The organism is Streptomyces sp. NBC_00299, from assembly GCF_036173045.1.
GTDB classification, from domain to species: Bacteria; Actinomycetota; Actinomycetes; order Streptomycetales; family Streptomycetaceae; genus Streptomyces; species Streptomyces machairae.
The window spans coordinates 1,992,108-2,010,750 of sequence record NZ_CP108039.1 but is presented as its reverse complement, the minus strand read 5'-3'; the positions used below and the strand labels follow the sequence as shown (position 1 = coordinate 2,010,750).

16 protein-coding genes are annotated in these 18,643 nt (G+C 70.8%); 5 read left to right on the top strand and 11 right to left on the bottom strand.

Annotation, left to right across the window (positions count from 1 at the left end; translation table 11 throughout):
• Positions 1-92: 92 nt before the first annotated feature.
• Both OHT51_RS08760 and OHT51_RS08755 read right to left on the bottom strand, forming a co-directional pair.
• Entirely contained in the window at positions 93-1,271 is a 1,179-nt protein-coding gene (locus tag OHT51_RS08760) for a hypothetical protein (protein WP_328878342.1), read from the bottom strand.
• A gap of 212 nt (positions 1,272-1,483) precedes the next feature.
• The gene (locus OHT51_RS08755) at positions 1,484-1,954 is read right to left on the bottom strand and encodes a flavodoxin family protein (protein WP_328878341.1); all 471 of its coding nucleotides are present in this window, start codon (positions 1,952-1,954) and stop codon (positions 1,484-1,486) included.
• Positions 1,955-2,276: 322 nt separating this feature from the next.
• On the opposite strand from OHT51_RS08755, the gene OHT51_RS08750 reads away from it, so the two are divergent.
• On the top strand, positions 2,277-2,825 hold the full coding sequence (locus tag OHT51_RS08750; protein WP_328878340.1) for a DUF1062 domain-containing protein: 549 nt from the start codon (positions 2,277-2,279) through the stop codon (positions 2,823-2,825).
• A gap of 116 nt (positions 2,826-2,941) precedes the next feature.
• Here OHT51_RS08750 and OHT51_RS08745 read toward each other — a convergent pair whose 3' ends face one another.
• Together OHT51_RS08745 and OHT51_RS08740 are read right to left on the bottom strand one after the other, a co-directional pair.
• Positions 2,942-3,124 (bottom strand): Lrp/AsnC ligand binding domain-containing protein, encoded by a 183-nt coding sequence (locus OHT51_RS08745; RefSeq protein ID WP_328878339.1) that lies wholly within the window; start codon positions 3,122-3,124, stop codon positions 2,942-2,944.
• 50 nt (positions 3,125-3,174) lie between these two features.
• The gene (locus OHT51_RS08740) at positions 3,175-4,335 is read right to left on the bottom strand and encodes a magnesium and cobalt transport protein CorA (RefSeq protein ID WP_328878338.1); all 1,161 of its coding nucleotides are present in this window, start codon (positions 4,333-4,335) and stop codon (positions 3,175-3,177) included.
• 146 nt (positions 4,336-4,481) lie between these two features.
• On the opposite strand from OHT51_RS08740, the gene OHT51_RS08735 reads away from it, so the two are divergent.
• Positions 4,482-5,603 carry a winged helix DNA-binding domain-containing protein gene (locus OHT51_RS08735; protein ID WP_328878337.1) on the top strand — a complete coding sequence of 374 codons (1,122 nt, stop codon included), beginning with the start codon at positions 4,482-4,484 and terminating at the stop codon, positions 5,601-5,603.
• 57 nt (positions 5,604-5,660) lie between these two features.
• Here the strand turns inward: OHT51_RS08735 and OHT51_RS08730 are convergent, their stop codons facing one another.
• The 4 genes from OHT51_RS08730 to OHT51_RS08715 form a co-directional block, all read right to left on the bottom strand.
• Positions 5,661-6,311, bottom strand: a complete 651-nt coding sequence (locus tag OHT51_RS08730; RefSeq protein ID WP_328878336.1) for a LysE family translocator — start codon at positions 6,309-6,311, stop codon at positions 5,661-5,663.
• Positions 6,312-6,513: 202 nt separating this feature from the next.
• Positions 6,514-7,299, bottom strand: coding sequence for a S1 family peptidase (locus OHT51_RS08725; RefSeq protein ID WP_328878335.1), 786 nt, complete (start codon positions 7,297-7,299; stop codon positions 6,514-6,516).
• Positions 7,300-7,589: 290 nt separating this feature from the next.
• Positions 7,590-10,373, bottom strand: coding sequence for a helix-turn-helix transcriptional regulator (locus OHT51_RS08720; protein WP_328878334.1), 2,784 nt, complete (start codon positions 10,371-10,373; stop codon positions 7,590-7,592).
• Between the two features lie 150 nt (positions 10,374-10,523).
• Complete coding sequence (locus OHT51_RS08715; protein WP_328878333.1) at positions 10,524-11,375, bottom strand: helix-turn-helix transcriptional regulator; 852 nt, start codon at positions 11,373-11,375, stop codon at positions 10,524-10,526.
• 123 nt (positions 11,376-11,498) lie between these two features.
• Here OHT51_RS08715 and OHT51_RS08710 point away from each other — a divergent pair, with 123 nt between their 5' ends.
• Both OHT51_RS08710 and OHT51_RS08705 read left to right on the top strand, forming a co-directional pair.
• Positions 11,499-13,169 (top strand): AMP-binding protein, encoded by a 1,671-nt coding sequence (locus OHT51_RS08710; protein ID WP_328878332.1) that lies wholly within the window; start codon positions 11,499-11,501, stop codon positions 13,167-13,169.
• The gene (locus tag OHT51_RS08705; RefSeq protein WP_328878331.1) at positions 13,166-14,764 is read left to right on the top strand and encodes an AMP-binding protein; all 1,599 of its coding nucleotides are present in this window, start codon (positions 13,166-13,168) and stop codon (positions 14,762-14,764) included. Before OHT51_RS08710 ends, OHT51_RS08705 begins: the two co-directional genes overlap by 4 nt.
• Positions 14,765-14,768: 4 nt before the next feature.
• On the opposite strand, the gene OHT51_RS08700 is transcribed toward OHT51_RS08705, so the two are convergent.
• Both OHT51_RS08700 and OHT51_RS08695 read right to left on the bottom strand, forming a co-directional pair.
• The gene (locus tag OHT51_RS08700; RefSeq protein WP_328878330.1) at positions 14,769-15,284 is read right to left on the bottom strand and encodes a GNAT family N-acetyltransferase; all 516 of its coding nucleotides are present in this window, start codon (positions 15,282-15,284) and stop codon (positions 14,769-14,771) included.
• Positions 15,285-15,325: 41 nt separating this feature from the next.
• Complete coding sequence (locus OHT51_RS08695) at positions 15,326-16,015, bottom strand: hypothetical protein (RefSeq protein WP_328878329.1); 690 nt, start codon at positions 16,013-16,015, stop codon at positions 15,326-15,328.
• Positions 16,016-16,262: 247 nt separating this feature from the next.
• On the opposite strand from OHT51_RS08695, the gene gcl reads away from it, so the two are divergent.
• The gene (gene gcl / locus OHT51_RS08690; RefSeq protein WP_328878328.1) at positions 16,263-18,047 is read left to right on the top strand and encodes a glyoxylate carboligase; all 1,785 of its coding nucleotides are present in this window, start codon (positions 16,263-16,265) and stop codon (positions 18,045-18,047) included.
• Positions 18,048-18,268: 221 nt separating this feature from the next.
• Here the strand turns inward: gcl and OHT51_RS08685 are convergent, their stop codons facing one another.
• Positions 18,269-18,508 (bottom strand): hypothetical protein, encoded by a 240-nt coding sequence (locus OHT51_RS08685; protein WP_328878327.1) that lies wholly within the window; start codon positions 18,506-18,508, stop codon positions 18,269-18,271.
• Positions 18,509-18,643 lie beyond the last annotated feature (135 nt).

The window sequence follows — 18,643 nt, the reverse complement described above, 5'->3', positions numbered from 1 at the left end:
AGCGGTGTGCCGGGCCCGAGTGAACGGGCCCGGCACTTCAACCGACGTGCGCATCCCCTGAGGGACCGGGATTCACTTCCTCGTCGCCGCCATCACCACCCGTGCTGCTCCTTCTCGTGACCGGAGTGCTTGGGCTTGCTGGGGTGCTTGGGGTGATCCGGCTTGACCGGCTTCACGGGGTGGGCGGGCTTGGAGGGGTAGTCGGGCTTGACGGGCTTGGCCGGGTGGGCGGGCTTGGCCGGGTAGGCGGGCTTCATCGGCTTGGCCGGGTGGGCGGGCTTGGCCGGGTAGGCGGGCTTCATCGGCTTGACCGGGTGAGCGGGCTTGGCCGGGTATTCGGGTTTGACGGGCTTGGCGGGGTACGCGGGCTTCGCCGGGTAGTCGGGCTTGACGGGCTTGGCGGGGTACGCGGGCTTCGCCGGATACTCCGGCTTGACGGGCTTGGCGGGGTACGCGGGCTTGGCCGGATACTCCGGCTTGACCGGCTTGGCGGGGTAGGCGGGCTTCGCCGGGTAGTCGGGCTTGACCGGCTTGGCGGGGTACGCGGGCTTGGCCGGATACTCCGGCTTGACCGGCTTGGCGGGGTAGGCGGGCTTCGCCGGGTAGTCGGGCTTGACCGGCTTGGCGGGGTACGCGGGCTTGGCCGGATACTCCGGCTTGACGGGCTTGGCGGGGTAGGCGGGCTTCGCCGGGTAGTCGGGCTTGACGGGCTTGGCCGGGTAGGCGGGCTTGACCGGATAGGCGGGCTTCGCTGGGTATTCGGGCTTTACCGGCTTGGCGGGGTAGGCAGGCTTGGCCGGGTATTCGGGCTTCACCGGCTTGGCGGGGTACTCGGGCTTGACCGGATACGCAGGCTTGACCGGGTGGACAGGCTTGGCCGGGTATTCGGGCTTCACCGGCTTGACGGGGTACTCGGGCTTGACCGGATACGCAGGCTTGACCGGGTGGACAGGCTTGGCCGGGTATTCCGGCTTCACCGGCTTGTCCGGGTAAGCGGGCTTGACGGGGTGCACCGGGTACTCGGGCTTGACCGGGTGGACGGGGTACTCGGGCTTGACCGGGTGCACCGGGTAGGCGGGCTTTTCCGGGTGCACCGGATACGCCGGCTTGGCGCCGTGTGCCGGGTGTGCGGGCTTGGCCGGGTACGGCGGGTGCGGGGTGGTGTCGTCCTGGGCGTGGGCCGTGCCCGCGCTCGCCAGTGCGGCTGCGGCGAGCGCGGCAGCCATGGCGGCGGGTGCCAGAACAGATCGCCATTTCGGCGATGTCGTCATCTTCCACTCTCCTCGACTTGGTTCAGGGCCTCGTGACGGTTGGTCAGCACCAAGAGCCGGACAGTGGAATGAATAGGAAATACGGTGATATGAATAACGCCGCGGCGGTCATAAGCCACCGGATGGTGTAGCTCCCGGGGGCCAGTTGGCCCGGAGCCCGGCGAGGCGCAGCGTGGCCCCGGCCGACGGAGGGAAGCCGGCCAGGGCGAGCGTCAGGACACCGGCCCTCGTCCGTCCCGCAACCCCTCGGCGAACGTCCGCGCGGCGGCCAGGTCCCCGGCGTTCGGCCGCTGCTTGTTGATGCCGCCGACGAGCTTGAAGGGCGTCCAGGTGTCGAACGCCCGGCACGAGAAGCTCCCGTCCACCTCGAAGCCCTTGCCTTGGAGGAGCCGGACGAGGGGGCGGGTGAAAGGCGCCGGCGCCATCTCGGGGAGCCCGCTGGTGGCGAACACGAACGCCCGGCCACGCCCGGCGGGAAGTGCCCTGACGAACTCGGTCAGCCGGGGGTGGAGCCTGCCGTAGAAGACGCCCGAGCCGAATCCCACGAGGTCGGCCCCGGCCAGCTCCGCCAGGTCGGCCTGCTCGGGCGCGACGACCTCCGCGCCGAGTACTTCGGCCATGCTGTCGGCGACACGACGCGTATTGCCGTGCGACACGGAGGCGCACACGATGACGGTCCTCATCCTCACGATCCCTTCCCTTCGCTCGCTTCAGGAGTGAGGACCACGCAGCGGCGCTCAGACGTGACAGCAAACAGAATGTGACGCAGCGTCATCACCGCCACGACCGTGGCCGCGTGCGTGCTGAGCCTGCTGCTGAGGCGCGTCGAAAACCGGTGGCGCGGCGCTGTTGTGCGTCATTACCGTGCTGCTGATCCAAGTCATCCAGGCAAGGACGTGCCGTTGTACACCGTGTGAGACCCCCGAGAGCTGATTTGTCGCGCGTCGCGCATGTGCGCCGCGCTCCTTTTTGCTGCGGACTTCTCACTGAAACCGGTGTACTGCTGTGCTCAATCGCTGGGTGGTCATGCCCACCTGCCTGCCGCTCGTTCTCCGTCGTTGCCACGCGTGCGCGTCCGAGCGCTTCCGGGCGAACGGCAAGTTTCGTGTCAACGCAAACCACAAGCTCCTCGACGCCTGGCTCCTCGTGCTCTGTACCGCTTGCGGGGAGACTGCGAAGCTGACGGTCCTGGAGCGGATGAACGTGCGTTCCGTACGACCTGAACTGCTGGACCGGATGCACGACAACGACCCAAGCCTGGCGGCCGAGTTGCTCCAGGATCCGGTCGTGCGGCGCCGTAATCGCATCGCCCTCGACTGGGACAACGCCTGGCGCCTCGACACCGGCGGATCGGATCATCTGGACCGTGAGGTGATCGACGTGTCGGTCCGCTTCGCGGCACGGATCCCCGTCCGGCCGGTACGACTGATCGCTGAAGGCTGCGATCTCTCGCGGGCCGAGGTCGAGAGACTGATCGCGGAGGGAAAGCTCGTTTCGGCGGTCCGCCTGAGCGGCAAGCTCTCCGGCGACTTCACCTTCACGCTCAAGCGCTGAGCCCTGCGGCGCGAAGTCGAGCATCTCCAGGGTCTGTCCGGCAAGCCGGCCGGACAGATCCTGTCCCGGCCCTCATCCGGACTGCGTCCGCGGCGCCGGCGCGCTCTGACCACCCGTCACGCGGTGGTGTCGGCGGAGAGCGTCTTCATGGTGACGTAGCTGGTCACCGTGGCCACGCCGGGCAGGCCGGCCAACTGGTTGGCGTGGACGTCCTCGTATGCGGGCAGGTCGGGGACCTCGACCTGGAGCAGATAGTCGAAGTTGCCGGTGCTGTGGTGGCTGTGGACCACTTGCCGCACGCGCCGCAGGCACGGTGACGGCGACAGCCCGACCGGCCGGAAGAGAGGTTCTAGAGCCAATCCCGCCGCTTGAAGATGACGTACAGGCTTGTACAAACGACCCCCATCAGGGCGATCGCGAAGGGATATCCGAACACCCAGTGCAACTCCGGCATGTGGTCGAAGTTCATGCCGTAGATCGTCCCCACCAGCGTCGGCGCGAACAGAATCGCCGCCCACGACGAGATCTTCTTGATCTCCTCGTTCTGCTCGAACCCCGCCTCCGCCAGCGCCCGCATCTCGGCGTTCTGCTGCTGCGTGACCAGCGTCGTGTTCACCGTGAGGATCTCGGTGAGGGCCTGGCGGAAGCCGTCGACACGCTCACTGGTGTGGGTGACGTGGTCGGCGACGTCGCGCAGGTAGCGCTGGAGTTCCTCGTCCGTGCCGTACTTGGAGAAGCCGGCCATCAGGGCGTGCAGCATGCCGACGAGCGGGCGGGTGGCGCGCTGGAACTCGACCATTTCCCGGGAGAGTTCGTAGATGCGGCGGGAGACCTCGGGGTCGCCCCGGAAGACCTCGGTCTCGATCTCGTCGATGTCGTTCTGAACGCCCACCACCACCGGCTCGTAGCCGTCGACCACGGCGTCCAGTATCGCGTAGAGCACCGCCTCCGGACCGAGTTTGAGCAGCTCCGGAGTCTCCTCCATGCGTTGGCGTACCGCCGACAGGTCGGGGGCCGCGCCATGGCGGACCGTGATCACGAAGTCGGGGCCGACGAAGACATGCAGTTCGCCGAAGTCGACCTCCTCGGGTGCGTCCAGGTAGCGGGCCGCGCGCAGGACCACGAAGAGCGTCTCGCCGTAGCGCTCCAGCTTGGGCCGCTGGTGCGCCTCCATCGCGTCCTCGACTGCGAGCGGATGCAGGTCGAACTCGGCCGCCAGGGAGAGCAGTTCCGTCTCCGTGGGGCGGGCCAGGCCGATCCAGGCCATGCCGCAGGACTGGTCGCGCAGCTCGCGGTAGGTCTCGGCGAGCGTGGCGGGGGCGGACACCCGCACGCCGTCCCGGTACAGCACCGCCTGCACGACGCTCGCCACCTCGGAGGAGTCGGAGGCCGTGGTGCGCGCCGCGGGCGCCGGCTCCGGTGGCTCCGGTTGCGGCGGGGGAGTGACGGCTCGGCGCCAGGCGGACTTCACGGGATTCTTCGAGGCGGGGCGTGCGCGTCGCTCGGACATCGCGGCTGCCTCCCGGTCTGGACGACGACTGCGTGATCTCCGATGCAGGATATACGGGGCGAATGGCATGGGAGGGGTGAGGTGATCCGGGATTCCGTGAGAGTTGGGGACCGAAGGTGTCCGCAAGCCTCGCTAGCGTGCGGAGCATGACGAAGCGCAGCACAAAGAAGACGGCGGCCGCGGCCGACCCCGTGCTCGGCACCCGCGCCCTGAACCGCGCCACCCTCGACCGGCAGTTGCTGCTGCGTCGCTCGCCGATGTCCGCCCTGGCGGCCGTGGAGCATCTGGTCGGCCTCCAGGCCCAGGAGGTCAAGCCGCCCTACTACGCGCTCGCCGCCCGCCTCGACGGCTTCACGCCCGGTGAACTGTCCGGCCTGCTGGCCGACCGCGCCGCCGTGCGGATGGTCACCATGCGCTCGACGATCCACCTGCACACCGCCGACGACAGTCTCGCCCTGCGTCCGCTGGTCCAGCCCGCCAGGGACCGCGAGATCAACTACTTCCGCAAGGGCCTCGTCGGCGTCGACCTGGACCGGCTCGCCGCGCTCGCCCGCGACCTCGTCGAGATCGAGCCCCGCACCATGAAGCAGCTGCGCGAAGCCCTGATCGTCGAGTGGCCGGACGCCGACCCGCAGTCCCTGGCCGTCGCGGCCCGCTGCAAGCTCCCCCTCGTCCAGGTCACCCCGCGCGGACTGTGGGGCCGCAGCGGACAGGTCACTCTCACCACCGCGGAGAACTGGCTGGACCGTCCCGCCGAGCCGGCCGCCTCACCCGATGCCACGGTGCTGCGCTACCTGGCCGCCTTCGGGCCCGCCTCCGTGAAGGACATGCAGACCTGGTGCGGTCTGACCCGGATGCGCGACGCCTTCGAACGGCTCCGCCCCGACCTGCTCACCTTCCGCGACGAGAACGGCGTCGAGCTCTTCGACCTTCCCGACGCCCCGCGCCCCGATCCGGACACCCCGGCCCCGCCCCGCTTCCTGCCCGAGTTCGACAACCTCCTCCTCTCCCACGCCGACCGCACCCGCGTGATCCCGCCCGCGAACCGTGGCCGTACCTGGCAGGTGAACACCGTCTACTGCCCGCTCCTCGTCGACGGCTTCCTCGTGGGCGTGTGGCGGATCGTCGGCGACGAGCTCGTCATCGAGGAGTTCACCCAGCTCACCAAGGCTCAGCGCGGGGAGGTGACGGAGGAAGGGGAGCGCGTGCTGAAGGTGATGCACCCGGACGCGTCGTACGACATCCGCTTCGGGACCGTGATCCCCTAGTCGGCGATCTTCAGTCGGCAATCCCCTGGCCGGCACCATGCCGGTGCCGTGCAGGTGTCACTCCGCCCGTCCCGTCACCGCGACCGTCACCCCGAGCCCGATCATGGTGCACCCGCCGGCCCCGCCTATCAGGGACAGCCGGCGGTCGGAGCGGGCGAACCAGCTGCGGGCCGCCGACGCGGTCAGGCCCCACAGGGTGTCCGTGATCAGGCCGATGGTGATCGGGACCAGGCCCAACAGCAGCATCTGCAGCGGGACGTGGCCCGCCGAGTGGTCCACGAACTGGGGGAGCACGGCGGCGAAGAACACCACGCCCTTGGGGTTGGTGACGCCGACGAGGGCGCCGTCGAGGACCGTACGGACGTCACCTCGCGTCGGTTCCGTCGGCGCTTGCGTCCCTATCGCCGAGGCCGTCAACTCCTTGCGGTGCCGGAACGCCTGCACCCCCAGGTAGACCAGATAGGCCGCGCCGACCAGCTTCACGGTCAGATAGACCGTCACGGAGCGCTCGACCAGCGAGCCGATGCCCACCGCGACGGCGACCACCAGCAGATACGAGCCGAAGACATTGCCCAGCGCGGTCGCCACTGCGGTGCGGCGGCCATGTGCCAGGGCGCGGCCGATGACGAACAGGACGCTCGGGCCCGGGATCACGATCACCAGCAGCGACATCGCCGCGAACGCCAGCACACGATCTGTGGACACCATGCCCATCACCCCCATCCGGAGCCCATTCAAACAGCAACCACTGACAACGGGACAGGGCCGTGGACAGGGCCATGGGGCCGGTCACGGGGCATGGACATGAATGCGGAGTTGGGAGCCGACGTGGATGCGCACATGGATAGGGGGCGTTGCGGGCCGCTCGTGGAGGCCCGCAACGCCCCCTGGTCTTTCACCTGGGGTGTGCTCAGGAGACCTGCTCGCTGACCTCGTCCGAGAACGTGGTCAGCCGGGTGTAGATGCCCGGGTACCCGGCTTGGGCGCAGCCCTCGCCCCAGGAAGTGATGCCTGCCAGGACGCCCCCGATGAGCAGGGGGCCGCCGCTGTCGCCCTGGCAGGTGTCGACGCCGCCGGAGGTGTATCCGGCGCAGACCATGTCGGACGGGATGAAGTCCGAACCGTAGGAGCTCGCGCAGCTGGAGTTGGACACGATCGGCACGGTCGCCGTGCGCAGCTGGTTGGAGGAGCTGCCGCCCGAGGAGGTGGTGCCCCAGCCGATGATGCGGGCGGTGGCGCCGGTCGCGTACACGCCGGTGTCCGAGGAGTCGACGTACGAGGCCGGCGTGTACGGCATCGACGTGGACAGGGTCAGCACGGCGACGTCGTTGCCCTCGGTGACGTCCGAGTAGTCCGGGTGGATCCATATGTCGCTGACCTGGCTGACGGTGCCGTTCGTGCCGTTGAGGTAGGTGCGCCCGCCGACGACGCGGACGCTGCTGTTGCTCTCGCCGACCATGCAGTGGGCCGCGGTGACCACCTTGGTCGCGGAGACCAGCGTGCCGCCGCAGAACTGGTTCTGTGAGGCGTCCGTGATCTGCATCATGAAGGGATACGAGGTCGTCGTGGTGGTCGTACCGCCCACGATGCGGGAGGACGCCGCCTCAGCGGTGGGGGCGCTGAGCAGTGCGGCCGCGGCGGCGGCAGCGGTCGCCGCGACGGCGGCGGTCTTTCTGGCACGGGTGAGCCCGAACATGAGACTCCTCATTGGGGGTTGCCGGTGGGGGGTCGCGCGGGTGTGGGGGGTATGCACGAGGGTCGCGGGACCGGCCCCCGTGTGCCCGAGCGAGCGGCACGAACTCAAGGTAGGTCCCGGAAACTTCCCTTCCCAATGAGGGAACCCCCTAAGGGAGTTGGGCAGGGAAAACCCTCGGTCCGCCCCGATAAACCCGCGCGGACCGACAAAGACGGGTGAACTCACCTCGTACGGCGCCGAGAGCCCACGTCGTACGGCGCCCCGACCTCAGGTCGTGCGGCGTCCCGACCTCAGGTCGTGCGGCGTCCCGCCGCCAGTCTGACGATGTCGACCCGCGATCGGATCCCCAGCTTGCGATAGACGCGGGTGAGCGTCGCCTCGACCGTCTTGACGCTGATGAACAGGCGTGCGGCGATCTCCCGGTTGGTCGCGCCCTCCATGACGAGCGCGGCGACCTGACGCTCCATCGAGGCGAGCCCGTCCAGGCCGTCGAGCCCGTCCGGGGCGGAGGTGGGGGTGGGGGTGGGGGCCGCCTCCACGGGCCGCGCGGCCGCGGCGACCTCGACCTGCCGCAGCCAGGGCAGTGCCCGGCAGCGGCGGAACAGCCGGGCCGCCTCGTCGTACGAGGTCGGGCCCGCGGTATCGGAGCGCAGCTGGGCCAGGGCGAAGGCGGCCCGCGCCTCTTCCAGGCTGTAGCCCAGCTTGCCGAGCCGGTCCTGGGCCGACGTCAACTGGGCCGCGGCGGCGTCGTGTTCGCCCCGTGCCGCACGGATCAGCGCCTCGGCCCGGTCCAGTACGGCCAGTACGCTCTCGCGGTCCAGCCGCAGCGCCAGCTCACGCGTGCCGTCGATGACGTCCTGCGCCTCCGCGATCTCCCCGCTGCGCACCAGGGCCTCGGCCAGGTCGCCGTGCCACCGTCCGCGCGCCGGGTCGGTGATGCCGAGGCCCTGCTCCACCTCCCGCACCCGGCGCAGCGAACGGACCGCCGCCGCCACGTCCCCGGCCACCAACTGGGCGTGCCCCAGGGCGGCCAGGGCACGCGACACGTACATCTGGTCGCCGTCCTCCTCGGCGTGCGCCACCGCTTCCCGCGCCAGCTCCAGTGCCCGGTCCACGTCCCCGCCCGCGGCCTCCGCGAGCGAGGTCAGCACCGCTGAGGCCACCTCGCCGATCCCGGTGTCCCGGGCCAGCCGCAGACTCTCGCGGGCCAGGTCGAGGGCGCGTGAGCAGTGCCCGGAGTGCAGTTCGGTCTCGGCCACCCCGCGCAGGAAGTGCACCTCGCTCTCGACCGACCCGCGCCGCCGCACCTCCCGCAGCAGGGCGGTGACCGTGGCGCGCGCCTCGGCCAGCTGGTCGCTCATGATCAGCCAGCGGAACCGGGAGTAGCCGGCGCCGTTGTGATGGCACGCCACCCTCGGGTCCTGGGGCTCTTCGAGTGCCCGCCTGATGGTCGCGGGGGCGTCCGGGTGGCCCATCAGGGTCTCGATCTGGGCCTGGAAGGCGAGCGCCATCAGCTCGGTGTACCGGTCGCCGGCCCGCGCGGCCAGCTCCGCCGCGTACGCCGCCTCGCCGCGGGCCTCGTCGAAGTCGCCCTCCACGAGCAGGGCGCGCCAGGTGAGTTGGTAGTGGACCAGGGCGAGCAACCGGGGGTCGTCGCCGGCGTCGGCCAGGGCCTGCGGGAAGATCGCGTCGACCTCCGTCATGGCGTGGCCCGCCGTGTCGATCACGATGATCCAGGCCCGCACCCGGTCCTCGGGCACGGTCGTGCGGCTCAGCACCTCACGGGCGATGTCCCGGGCGAGGTCCAGTTCCCCGGCGGTGATCGCGTCCTCGGCGGCGGCCAGGCGCATCAGTTCCGGGCTCGGGGTGCCGTCCGCCGGAGTGTGCCGGGCGGCGAGCAGCCCCAACTGCGCGGCCACCGACGGCGCTCCACGGTCCCGGGCCAGGGCGGCGGCCTCGGCGAGCCGGGCGGCGACCTCCGGGTCGGTGCCATGGGTCGCCAGGGCCAGGTGCCGGGCGCGCTCGATGGGGTCGGACGCGGCGGTGGACAGGGCGGCGTGCGCGGCCCGGCGGTCCTGCGCGGGCGCCTCCGCGTACAGCGCCGCGGAGATCATCGGGTGCGCGAACCGTACGGCGGGACCCTCGGGTTCGGTGGCGAGCAGTCCGAGTCCGGCGGCCTGGGCGGTCTCGGCCTCGGCGTTGGCACGGCCGGCCTCGTGCAGCAGGGCCAGCGTGGGGCGGGCGCCCGCGCTCGCCACGAGGAGGGTGCGGCGGGCTTCCTCCGACAGCATCTCCAGGCGGTTCAGCACCAGGGCGCGCAGCGAGGTGGGCACCGGCAGGGGCTCGCCGGGGCGGGGCGGTGTGGGGTTCTCCGCGAGGGCGCGGCCCAGTTCGAGGGCGAACAGGGCGTTGCCGCCGCTGGTGCGGTGGATGTCGCGGACCGTGGAGCGGGGCAGGCCGGTGTAACCGCGGTGGTCCAGCAGGGCGGACAGCTGGGCGCGGGAGAGCGGGCCCAGCCGGACGGCGAGGGTGTCCGGCGGAGAGGCGCGCAGGTGGCGGTCGTACTCCTCGCCCTCGGTCCGCACCGCGCACAGCATCCGCACCGGGGTGTCGCCGAGGCGCCGGGCGGCGAATCCGAGGAGTTCGGCGCTTGCCGGGTCGAGCCATTGAAGGTCGTCGGCGACGACGAGGACGGGCCCGGTGTCGGCGAGGGCGCGCAGGGCGGACAGCACGGCCAGGCGCAGCGCGAGGCCGTCGCGCTGGAGGGTGGACTCGCCGCGGCCGGTGAGGGCGGACTCCAGGGCGGTGCGCTGTGCCGCGGGCAGTCGCTCGGACACCTCGTCCAGGACCAGGCCGAGCAGGTCCGAGCAGCGCAACACGGTGCGTGCCGCGCCGCCGTATTCCCCGGCCAAAGCCCGCAGGACCGTCGACTTCCCAATTCCGGCAGGGCCGTGCAGCAGCACGCTGCCGCCCCGCCCGAGCTGCTCACGTGCCGCCGTGAACAGCTCCTCCCTGCCGATGACCTGGTCGGGGCGGCAGCCGGCAGGCTCCTTGAAGTCCCGTCGCACGGTCACCGCTCCCCTCCGTGTGTCGTGTTCGGGCCAATATTAGGCAACAGGTCTTTGAATTTCGGACCGGCGACATGGTGAGGCAAATAACAGCGGCGGGCATAGGGAAATTCAAAGCATGGATGAATGAATGGAGGGTCGTCGGGGTGGGCCGCCCTACGGCAGCAACCCCGCCCGGCGTGCCGCGACCACCGCCTCCCCGCGCGTGTGGGTGCCCAGCTTCCGCATGGCCGACCGCAGATAGCTCCTGACCGTCTCCACCCGCAGCCCCAGCCGCTCGCCGGCGACCGCGTTCGTCGAGCCGGCGGCCACGCACGCCAGCACGTCCAGCTCGCGCGGGGCCAGCCGCACGCCGCTCGGCGCACGCGCCGGGCCGTCCGCCAGCAGGCCGCAGGCGTCCAGCAGTTCCGCGCGCAGGGCGGGGTCGCCGATGCGCGGGGCCAGAGCCCGCAGCGCCGCGTGGGCCTCGCGGACCTGCTCCCAGTCGGCGCCCCGGTCGAGCGGCGGCGTCCGCACCGGCGCCGTCTCGGCCCGTGCCGCCTCCAGCAGCCCCCGGACCTCGTCCCGCACCACCAGTGCCTGTTCGACGTCCCGTGCCGCCTCGACGGCCGCCGTCAGCGTGCGGTCGCCCAGAGGCTGGGCCGTGCGCAGGGCGCCGTACAGGACTCCGCGCACCCGGCGTCGTACGACGACCGGGACTGCCAGCACCGAACGCAGTCCCTCCACGGCGACGGCGGCGTCGTACTCATGGGTGATCTGCTGCGAGGCGGAGTAGTCCGTGACCGCGCACGGGCGGGCGAGGGCCACCGCCTTGCCGCCCAGGCCGTTGCCGGCGGTCACCGCGAGCCTGCTCAGGGACTCGGTGGCCGTGCCGTTCAGTTCGCTGATGCGCACGCGCGGACGCCCGGGCTCCACCAGGCCGCCGAAGGCGACCGGCAGCCCGGTCGAGCGGCGCAGGCGCAGCAGCGCGCCCCTTATCTCCACCGATGCGGCCGCGTCCACTGCCACCTGCTCGCCCTTTCCTGCGGCTTTCCCGAGCGCACACCCCCGTTCGGGGGTAGTGAGACCCACGTCACGGATTACACGATGGCAGAGGGCCGCCCGGCAAGGTTCCGGTAACCAGGAGGAAAGATGACGACGGGGACGGAGGAGTTCCGCAGTGCGCGGGACTTCCTGCTCGAGCACCGCGAGGACTACCCGACCGCCTACGAGGGCTTCACCTGGCCCCGGCCGGAGCGGTTCAACTGGGCGCTCGACTGGTTCGACGTCATCGCGGACGGAAACGACCGCACCGCGCTGCACATCGTCGAGGAGGACGGCAGCGAGGTCCGTCTGTCCTTCGCCGAGATGTCGGAGCGCTCCGACCGCGTCGCGGGCTGGCTGCGGGCGCGCGGCGTCCGCGCCGAGGACCGCGTCCTCGTCATGCTCGGCAACCAGGCCGAACTGTGGGAGATCGCCCTCGCCGCCATGAAGCTGCGAGCCGTCGTCATCCCGGCCACCCCGCTGCTCGGCCCCGCCGACCTGCGCGACCGGGTGGAGCGCGGACGGGTGCGGCATGTGCTCGTGCGGGCCGAGGACACCGGCAAGTTCGACGAGGTGCCCGGCCGCTACACGCGCATCAGCGTCGGCGGCGCACACGAGGGCTGGCAGACGTACGAGGACGCGTACGCCGCCCCGGCCGGCTTCACCCCCGACGGGCCGACCGCGTCCGACGACCCGCTGATGCTCTACTTCACCTCCGGCACCACCGCCCGCCCCAAGCTGGTCGAGCACACCCACGCCTCGTATCCGATCGGGCACCTGGCCACCATGTACTGGATCGGCCTCAAGCCCGGCGACGTGCACCTGAACATCTCCTCGCCCGGCTGGGCCAAGCACGCCTGGTCCAACCTCTTCGCGCCGTGGAACGCGGAGGCGACCGTCTTCATCCACAACTACACGCGCTTCGACCCGGCCCGCCTGATGGCCGAGATGGACCGCGCCGGCGTCACCACCTTCTGCGCCCCGCCGACCGTCTGGCGCATGCTCATCCAGGCCGACCTGAGCGCCCTGCGCACCCGCCCGCGCGAGGTCGTCGCCGCCGGTGAGCCGCTCAATCCCGAGGTCATCGAGCGGGTGCGCGAGGCGTGGGGCGTGACCATCCGGGACGGGTTCGGGCAGACCGAGACCGCGGTCCAGGTCTCCAACAGCCCCGGCCAGCCCCTGAAGACCGGTTCCATGGGCCGCCCCAGCCCCGGCTTCCGCGTGGAACTCCTCGACCCGGTCTCCGGCGCACCCGGCGCCGACGAGGGCGAGATCGCCCTCGATCTGTCCGGCCGCCCCGTCGGTGTGATGACCGGCTACCACGGCGACGCCGACCGTACGTCGGAGGCGATGGCCGGCGGCTACTACCGCACCGGCGACATCGGCTCCCGGGACGCCGACGGCTACATCACCTACGTCGGCCGCGCGGACGACGTCTTCAAGGCGTCCGACTACAAGATCTCCCCGTTCGAGCTGGAGAGCGCCCTGCTGGAACACGAGGCGGTGGCCGAGGCGGCCGTCGTGCCCGCGCCGGACGCGCTGCGGCTCGCGGTGCCGAAGGCGTACGTCGTCCTCGCGGAGGGCTGGGAGCCCGGCCCCGACACGGCCAAGGTGCTCTTCGAGCACTCACGGGAGGTGTTGGCGCCGTACAAGCGCATCCGCCGCCTGGAGTTCGCGCCGCTGCCCAAGACCGTCTCCGGCAAGATCCGCCGCATCGAGCTGCGCGAGGCCACGGCAGCCGGTTCGGACGCCGAGTACCGCGAGGAGGACTTCCGGTGAGCTCAGAGCTGTCGTACACGCACGGGACGAGCGACACCGCCCTGCTCGGGGACACGATCGGGGCCAACCTGGACCGGGCGGTCGCCGCGTGGCCCGACCGGGAGGCGCTGGTCGACGTGCCGTCCGGGCGGCGCTGGACGTACGCCCGGTTCGCCGCCGACGTCGACGAGTTGGCGTACGCGCTGCTCGCGAGCGGCGTCGCCAAGGGTGACCGGGTGGGCATCTGGGCGATCAACTGTCCGGAATGGGTGCTGGTCCAGTACGCCACGGCCCGCGTCGGCGCGATCATGGTGAACATCAATCCCGCCTACCGCACCCACGAGGTCGAGTACGTCCTCAACCAGGCGGGAATCTCGCTCCTCTTCGCCTCCCTGAGCCACAAGACGAGCGACTACCGGGCGATGGTCGAGCAGGTGCGCGGAAAGTGCCCGCAGCTGCGGGAGACCGTGTACATCGGGGACCCGAGCTGGGACGCGCTGATCGCGCGGGCCACACCCGCCCCGTTCGAGGAGCTGTCCTGCGACGACCCGATCAACATCCAGTACACGTCGGGCACGACGGGCTTCCCCAAGGGGGCCACCCTCTCCCACCACAACATCCTCAACAACGGCTACTTCGTGGGGGAGTTGATCACGTACACCGAGCAGGACCGGGTCTGCGTCCCGGTGCCCTTCTACCACTGCTTCGGCATGGTGATGGGCAATCTGGCCGCCACCTCGCACGGCGCCTGCATGGTGATCCCGGCCCCGTCCTTCGACCCGAAGGCCACGCTGGAGGCAGTCCAGCAGGAGCGCTGTACGTCCCTGTACGGCGTCCCGACGATGTTCATCGCGGAGCTGAACCTCCCCGACTTCGCGTCGTACGACCTCTCCTCCCTGCGCACCGGCATCATGGCGGGCTCGCCCTGCCCGGTGGAGGTGATGAAGCGGGTCGTCGCCGAGATGCACATGGAGGAGGTCTCCATCTGCTACGGCATGACCGAGACGTCCCCGGTGTCCCTGCAGACGCGGCGGGACGACGACCTGGAACACCGCACGTCCACGGTCGGCCGCGTCCTGCCGCACATCGAGGTGAAGATCGTCGACCCGGCGACCGGTGTGACCCAGCCGCGCGGCACGGCGGGCGAGCTGTGCACCCGCGGCTACAGCGTGATGCTCGGCTACTGGAACGAGCCCGAGAAGACCGCCGAGACCGTCGACGCCGGCCGCTGGATGCACACCGGCGACCTCGCGACGATGCGCGAGAACGGCTACGTCGAGATCGTCGGCCGCATCAAGGACATGATCATCCGGGGCGGCGAGAACATCTACCCGCGCGAGATCGAGGAGTTCCTCTACGCCCACCCCAAGATCGCCGACGTCCAGGTCGTCGGGGTGCCCCACGAACGGTACGGCGAGGAGGTACTGGCCTGCGTCATCCCGCGCGACGCGGCCGCCCCGCTCACGCTGGAGGAGCTGCGGGCCTTCTGCGAGGGGCAACTGGCCCACTACAAGATCCCGAGCCGGTTGCAGATCCTTGAGACCTTCCCGATGACGGTGTCCGGGAAGGTGCGGAAGGTGGAGCTGCGGGAGAAGTACGCGGACAGCAGGGGCTGATCGCTCACCGGCCGTCCAGGGCGCGGCGCATGCAGACCCGGGGCCACCGGTCGAGGCCGAGCTCCGCCTCGTCGGCGCGGATCTTCCGCAGCCCCGGGGTGAGCTCGGCCTCGTCCAGTACGCGAAAGCCCAGCCGGGCGTAGTACGGCGCGTTCCACGGAACCTCCGTGAACGTGGTCAGGGTGAGGGCGGTGAGGTCCTGCTCGCGCGCGCGGTCGGCGGCGTACGCGAGGAGGGTGCGGCCCACGCCCCGGCGGGCGGCGACCGGGTGGACCGAGACCTGCTCGATGTGCAGGGCGCCGCCGACGGGCACGCAGATCAGATAGCCGACCGGCCGGTCGCCCGCGTCACAGGCGACCCAGGCGCGGCCCGCGCTGCGGTAGTGCTCCAGGACGTCCAAGGCGGGCGGCTCGTCGTCGGCGATCGCCGCCATGCCGAAGTCGCGGAAGACGGCTCCGGAGGCGCGTTCGATGTCCTGGAGGACGGGGAGGTCGTCGGCGGTCGCGGGGCGGATGCGCATGGGCCGAGTCTCCGTCGGCGGCGGCGTCGGGCGCGAGCGGATTACCGGGCGCCCGTGGCGTCCAGCTCGTCGGCGAGGCTGTTGACCGGCTGGGGCGTCCCCGTGAGGTCGAGGACGAAGAGGGGGACGCCCAGCCCGTCGGCGCGGACGCGGGCGTCGGGGGCGTACCCGGCGAGAGAGAAGTAGACGCAGGCCGCGGACTCCGACATGGCGGTCAGCCACAGACACTCCACGTCCCGCAGGGAAGCCGGGCTGACCGTCGGGTCGATCTGCGCGAGCAGCCCGTGGGCGGCGATGCCGACCCCCGACGTGGGCCGCTGGTCGGCACGGCGGATGTCCCGGTAGCCGAGCCACCGCAGATAGACGGCGGCCGCGGTGACCGCGTCACGGGCCGTGCGGATCGTGACGGGCTGAAAGGCGCGGCGCGCCGCGGGCGGCGCCTCCGGCCGCTCGGCCCCCGTGCCGGCTCCCGCCTCCGCCACCGGCACCCGCACCGTCGTCCCGCAGGGGCATCCCACCTCCGGACGGGGCCAATGGCTCTCCCGGCCGCACGCCCGACAGCGCACACCGATCCATTCGTCGTCCCAGGCCCGATGCGCGACGGCCGTGGCGGTGCCGTGCGGATCGAGTTCCGGTGCGACGGGCGCCCCGCACGCGCACGGATAGGCGGGTGCCTCGTAGAGATGCTCGCGCCGGCAGGCCGGGCAGCGCACCGACACGCTCTCGGACATGGCCCACTCCAGGACGACCTCGCATCGGGACAGCGCTCCCATCGTCCTCCACGCGGTGCCCGGTTGTCCGCCCGTTGCCGGTCTTCGCCTCTTGACGCTCCTCAGCTGCCCCACTTACATTGCTTCCAGATAGTAGAAAATAGTTTCCGCAATGCGGAAAACGCAGGCGGAATCGACATCGTCACGGAATTGCTCACCGCGGGGCGCGACGGGAGTGCGAATCCGACAGCCGAAGCAGGAGTACTCAATGGCTCGTATGACCGCTGCCCGAGCGGCAGTCGAGATCCTCAAGCGCGAGGGCGTCAGCAACGCGTTCGGCGTGCCGGGCGCGGCGATCAACCCCTTCTACGCCGCGCTCAAGGCCTCCGGCGGGATCAACCACACCCTTGCCCGCCATGTGGAGGGCGCCTCGCACATGGCCGAGGGCTACACCCGTACACACCCGGGCAACATCGGCGTGTGCATCGGCACCTCGGGCCCGGCCGGCACCGACATGATCACCGGCCTGTACTCCGCGATCGGCGACTCCATCCCGATCCTGTGCATCACGGGCCAGGCTCCGACCGCCGTGATCCACAAAGAGGACTTCCAGGCCGTCGACATCGCCTCGATCGCCAAGCCGGTCACGAAAATGGCGGTGACCGTCCTGGAGGCCGCCCAGGTCCCCGGCGTCTTCCAGCAGGCGTTCCACCTGATGCGCTCCGGCCGTCCCGGCCCGGTCCTCATCGACCTGCCGATCGACGTCCAGCTGACGGAGATCGAGTTCGACCCGGAGACGTACGAGCCCCTCCCGGTCTACAAGCCGGCCGCGACCCGCGCCCAGATCGAGAAGGCGATCGGACTGCTGAACGCGTCCGAGCGGCCGCTGATCGTCGCGGGCGGCGGTGTCATCAACGCCGACGCCGCCGAACTCCTCGTCGAGTTCGCCGAGCTGACGGGCACGCCGGTCGTCCCGACCCTGATGGGCTGGGGCCTGCTGCCCGACGACCACGAGCTGAACGCCGGCATGGTGGGCCTGCAGACCTCGCACCGCTACGGCAACGCGACCTTCCTGGAGTCCGACTTCGTCCTCGGCATCGGCAACCGCTGGGCCAACCGCCACACCGGCAAGCTCGACGTCTACACGGCCGGGCGCAAGTTCGTCCACGTCGACGTCGAGCCCACCCAGATCGGCAAGATCTTCGCGCCGGACTACGGCATCGCGTCGGACGCGAAGGCCGCGCTGGAGCTGTTCGTCGAGGTGGCCAAGGAGCTGAAGGCCGCCGGCAAGCTGCCGGACCGCTCCGACTGGGCGGCGTCCGCTCAGGAGAGGAAGGCGACCCTCCAGCGCCGTACGCACTTCGACAACATCCCGATCAAGCCGCAGCGCGTCTACGAGGAGATGAACAAGGCCTTCGGCCCGGAGACCCGGTACGTCTCCACCATCGGCCTCTCGCAGATCGCCGGCGCCCAGATGCTGCACGTCTTCAAGCCGCGGCACTGGATCAACTGCGGCCAGGCGGGCCCGCTGGGCTGGACGATCCCGGCCGCGCTGGGCGTGGCGAAGGCCGACCCCGAGGCGCAGGTCGTCGCCCTGTCCGGCGACTACGACTTCCAGTTCATGATCGAGGAGCTGGCGGTCGGCGCGCAGCACAGGATCCCGTACGTCCATGTCCTGGTGAACAACTCCTACCTGGGCCTGATCCGTCAGGCGCAGCGGGCGTTCGAGATCGACTTCCAGGTCAACCTGGAGTTCGAGAACATCAACTCGCCCGAGCTGGGCGTCTACGGCGTCGACCACGTCAAGGTCGTCGAGGGCCTCGGCTGCAAGGCGATCCGCGTGACCGACCCGAGCGAACTGGGCGCCGCCTTCGAGCAGGCCAAGAAGCTCGCTCAGGAGTACCGGGTCCCGGTGGTGGTCGAGGCGATCCTCGAGCGTGTCACCAACATCTCCATGTCGACCACGAACGACATCAGCAACGTCGTCGAGTTCGAGGAGATCGCGACGGAGCCGGGTCACTCGCCGACGTCGATCAGGACGCTGAAGGTCTGACGCGTCCACCGAGTCCGCTCGGAGACGAGGGGCGGTCCAACCGAAAGGTTGGGCCGCCCCTTTTCGCGTGCCCCCGTGCGGTGCCCGCCGCCCCCGTGCCGGCGGGCACCGTGTGACGGGAATGTGCCCGCGCGAGGGTGCGGTTGAAGCCTCCCGGCGCCTGTTCAGAGGTTGATCTGAGGGTTGCGTGGGTGACGTACGTCCGATGGCGTACACGGCACCTACGCGTCGTGGTGCTCCGACAGCCCCGGCCAGTCGTCGGGGCCGCCGCCCTGCCAGTCGATGAGATCGCTCTCCGCCACGTCGGTGACGTACAGGTCGGCGAGGCGGAGGATCTCGCTCACGTCGTCCACGTGCGTGGCGATGCCCAGCGTGTCGTCGCCCTCGGTGACCCGCCGGGAACCGTCCAGGGCCGGCGGGTGCACCACGACGTGCGGATGCTCGGTCGGATGTGCTGCCATGCCTTCAGCGTCCTGCGGCCGGGCCGCTTCCGCACCCCGGAGGACGCCGAAGAGCGCCGGGCACAGGACCGTCCGTGCCCGGCGCTCTTCAGCCGGTGAGATATTCGGTTGTGGCCGTCCGACGGTGCGAGGCTG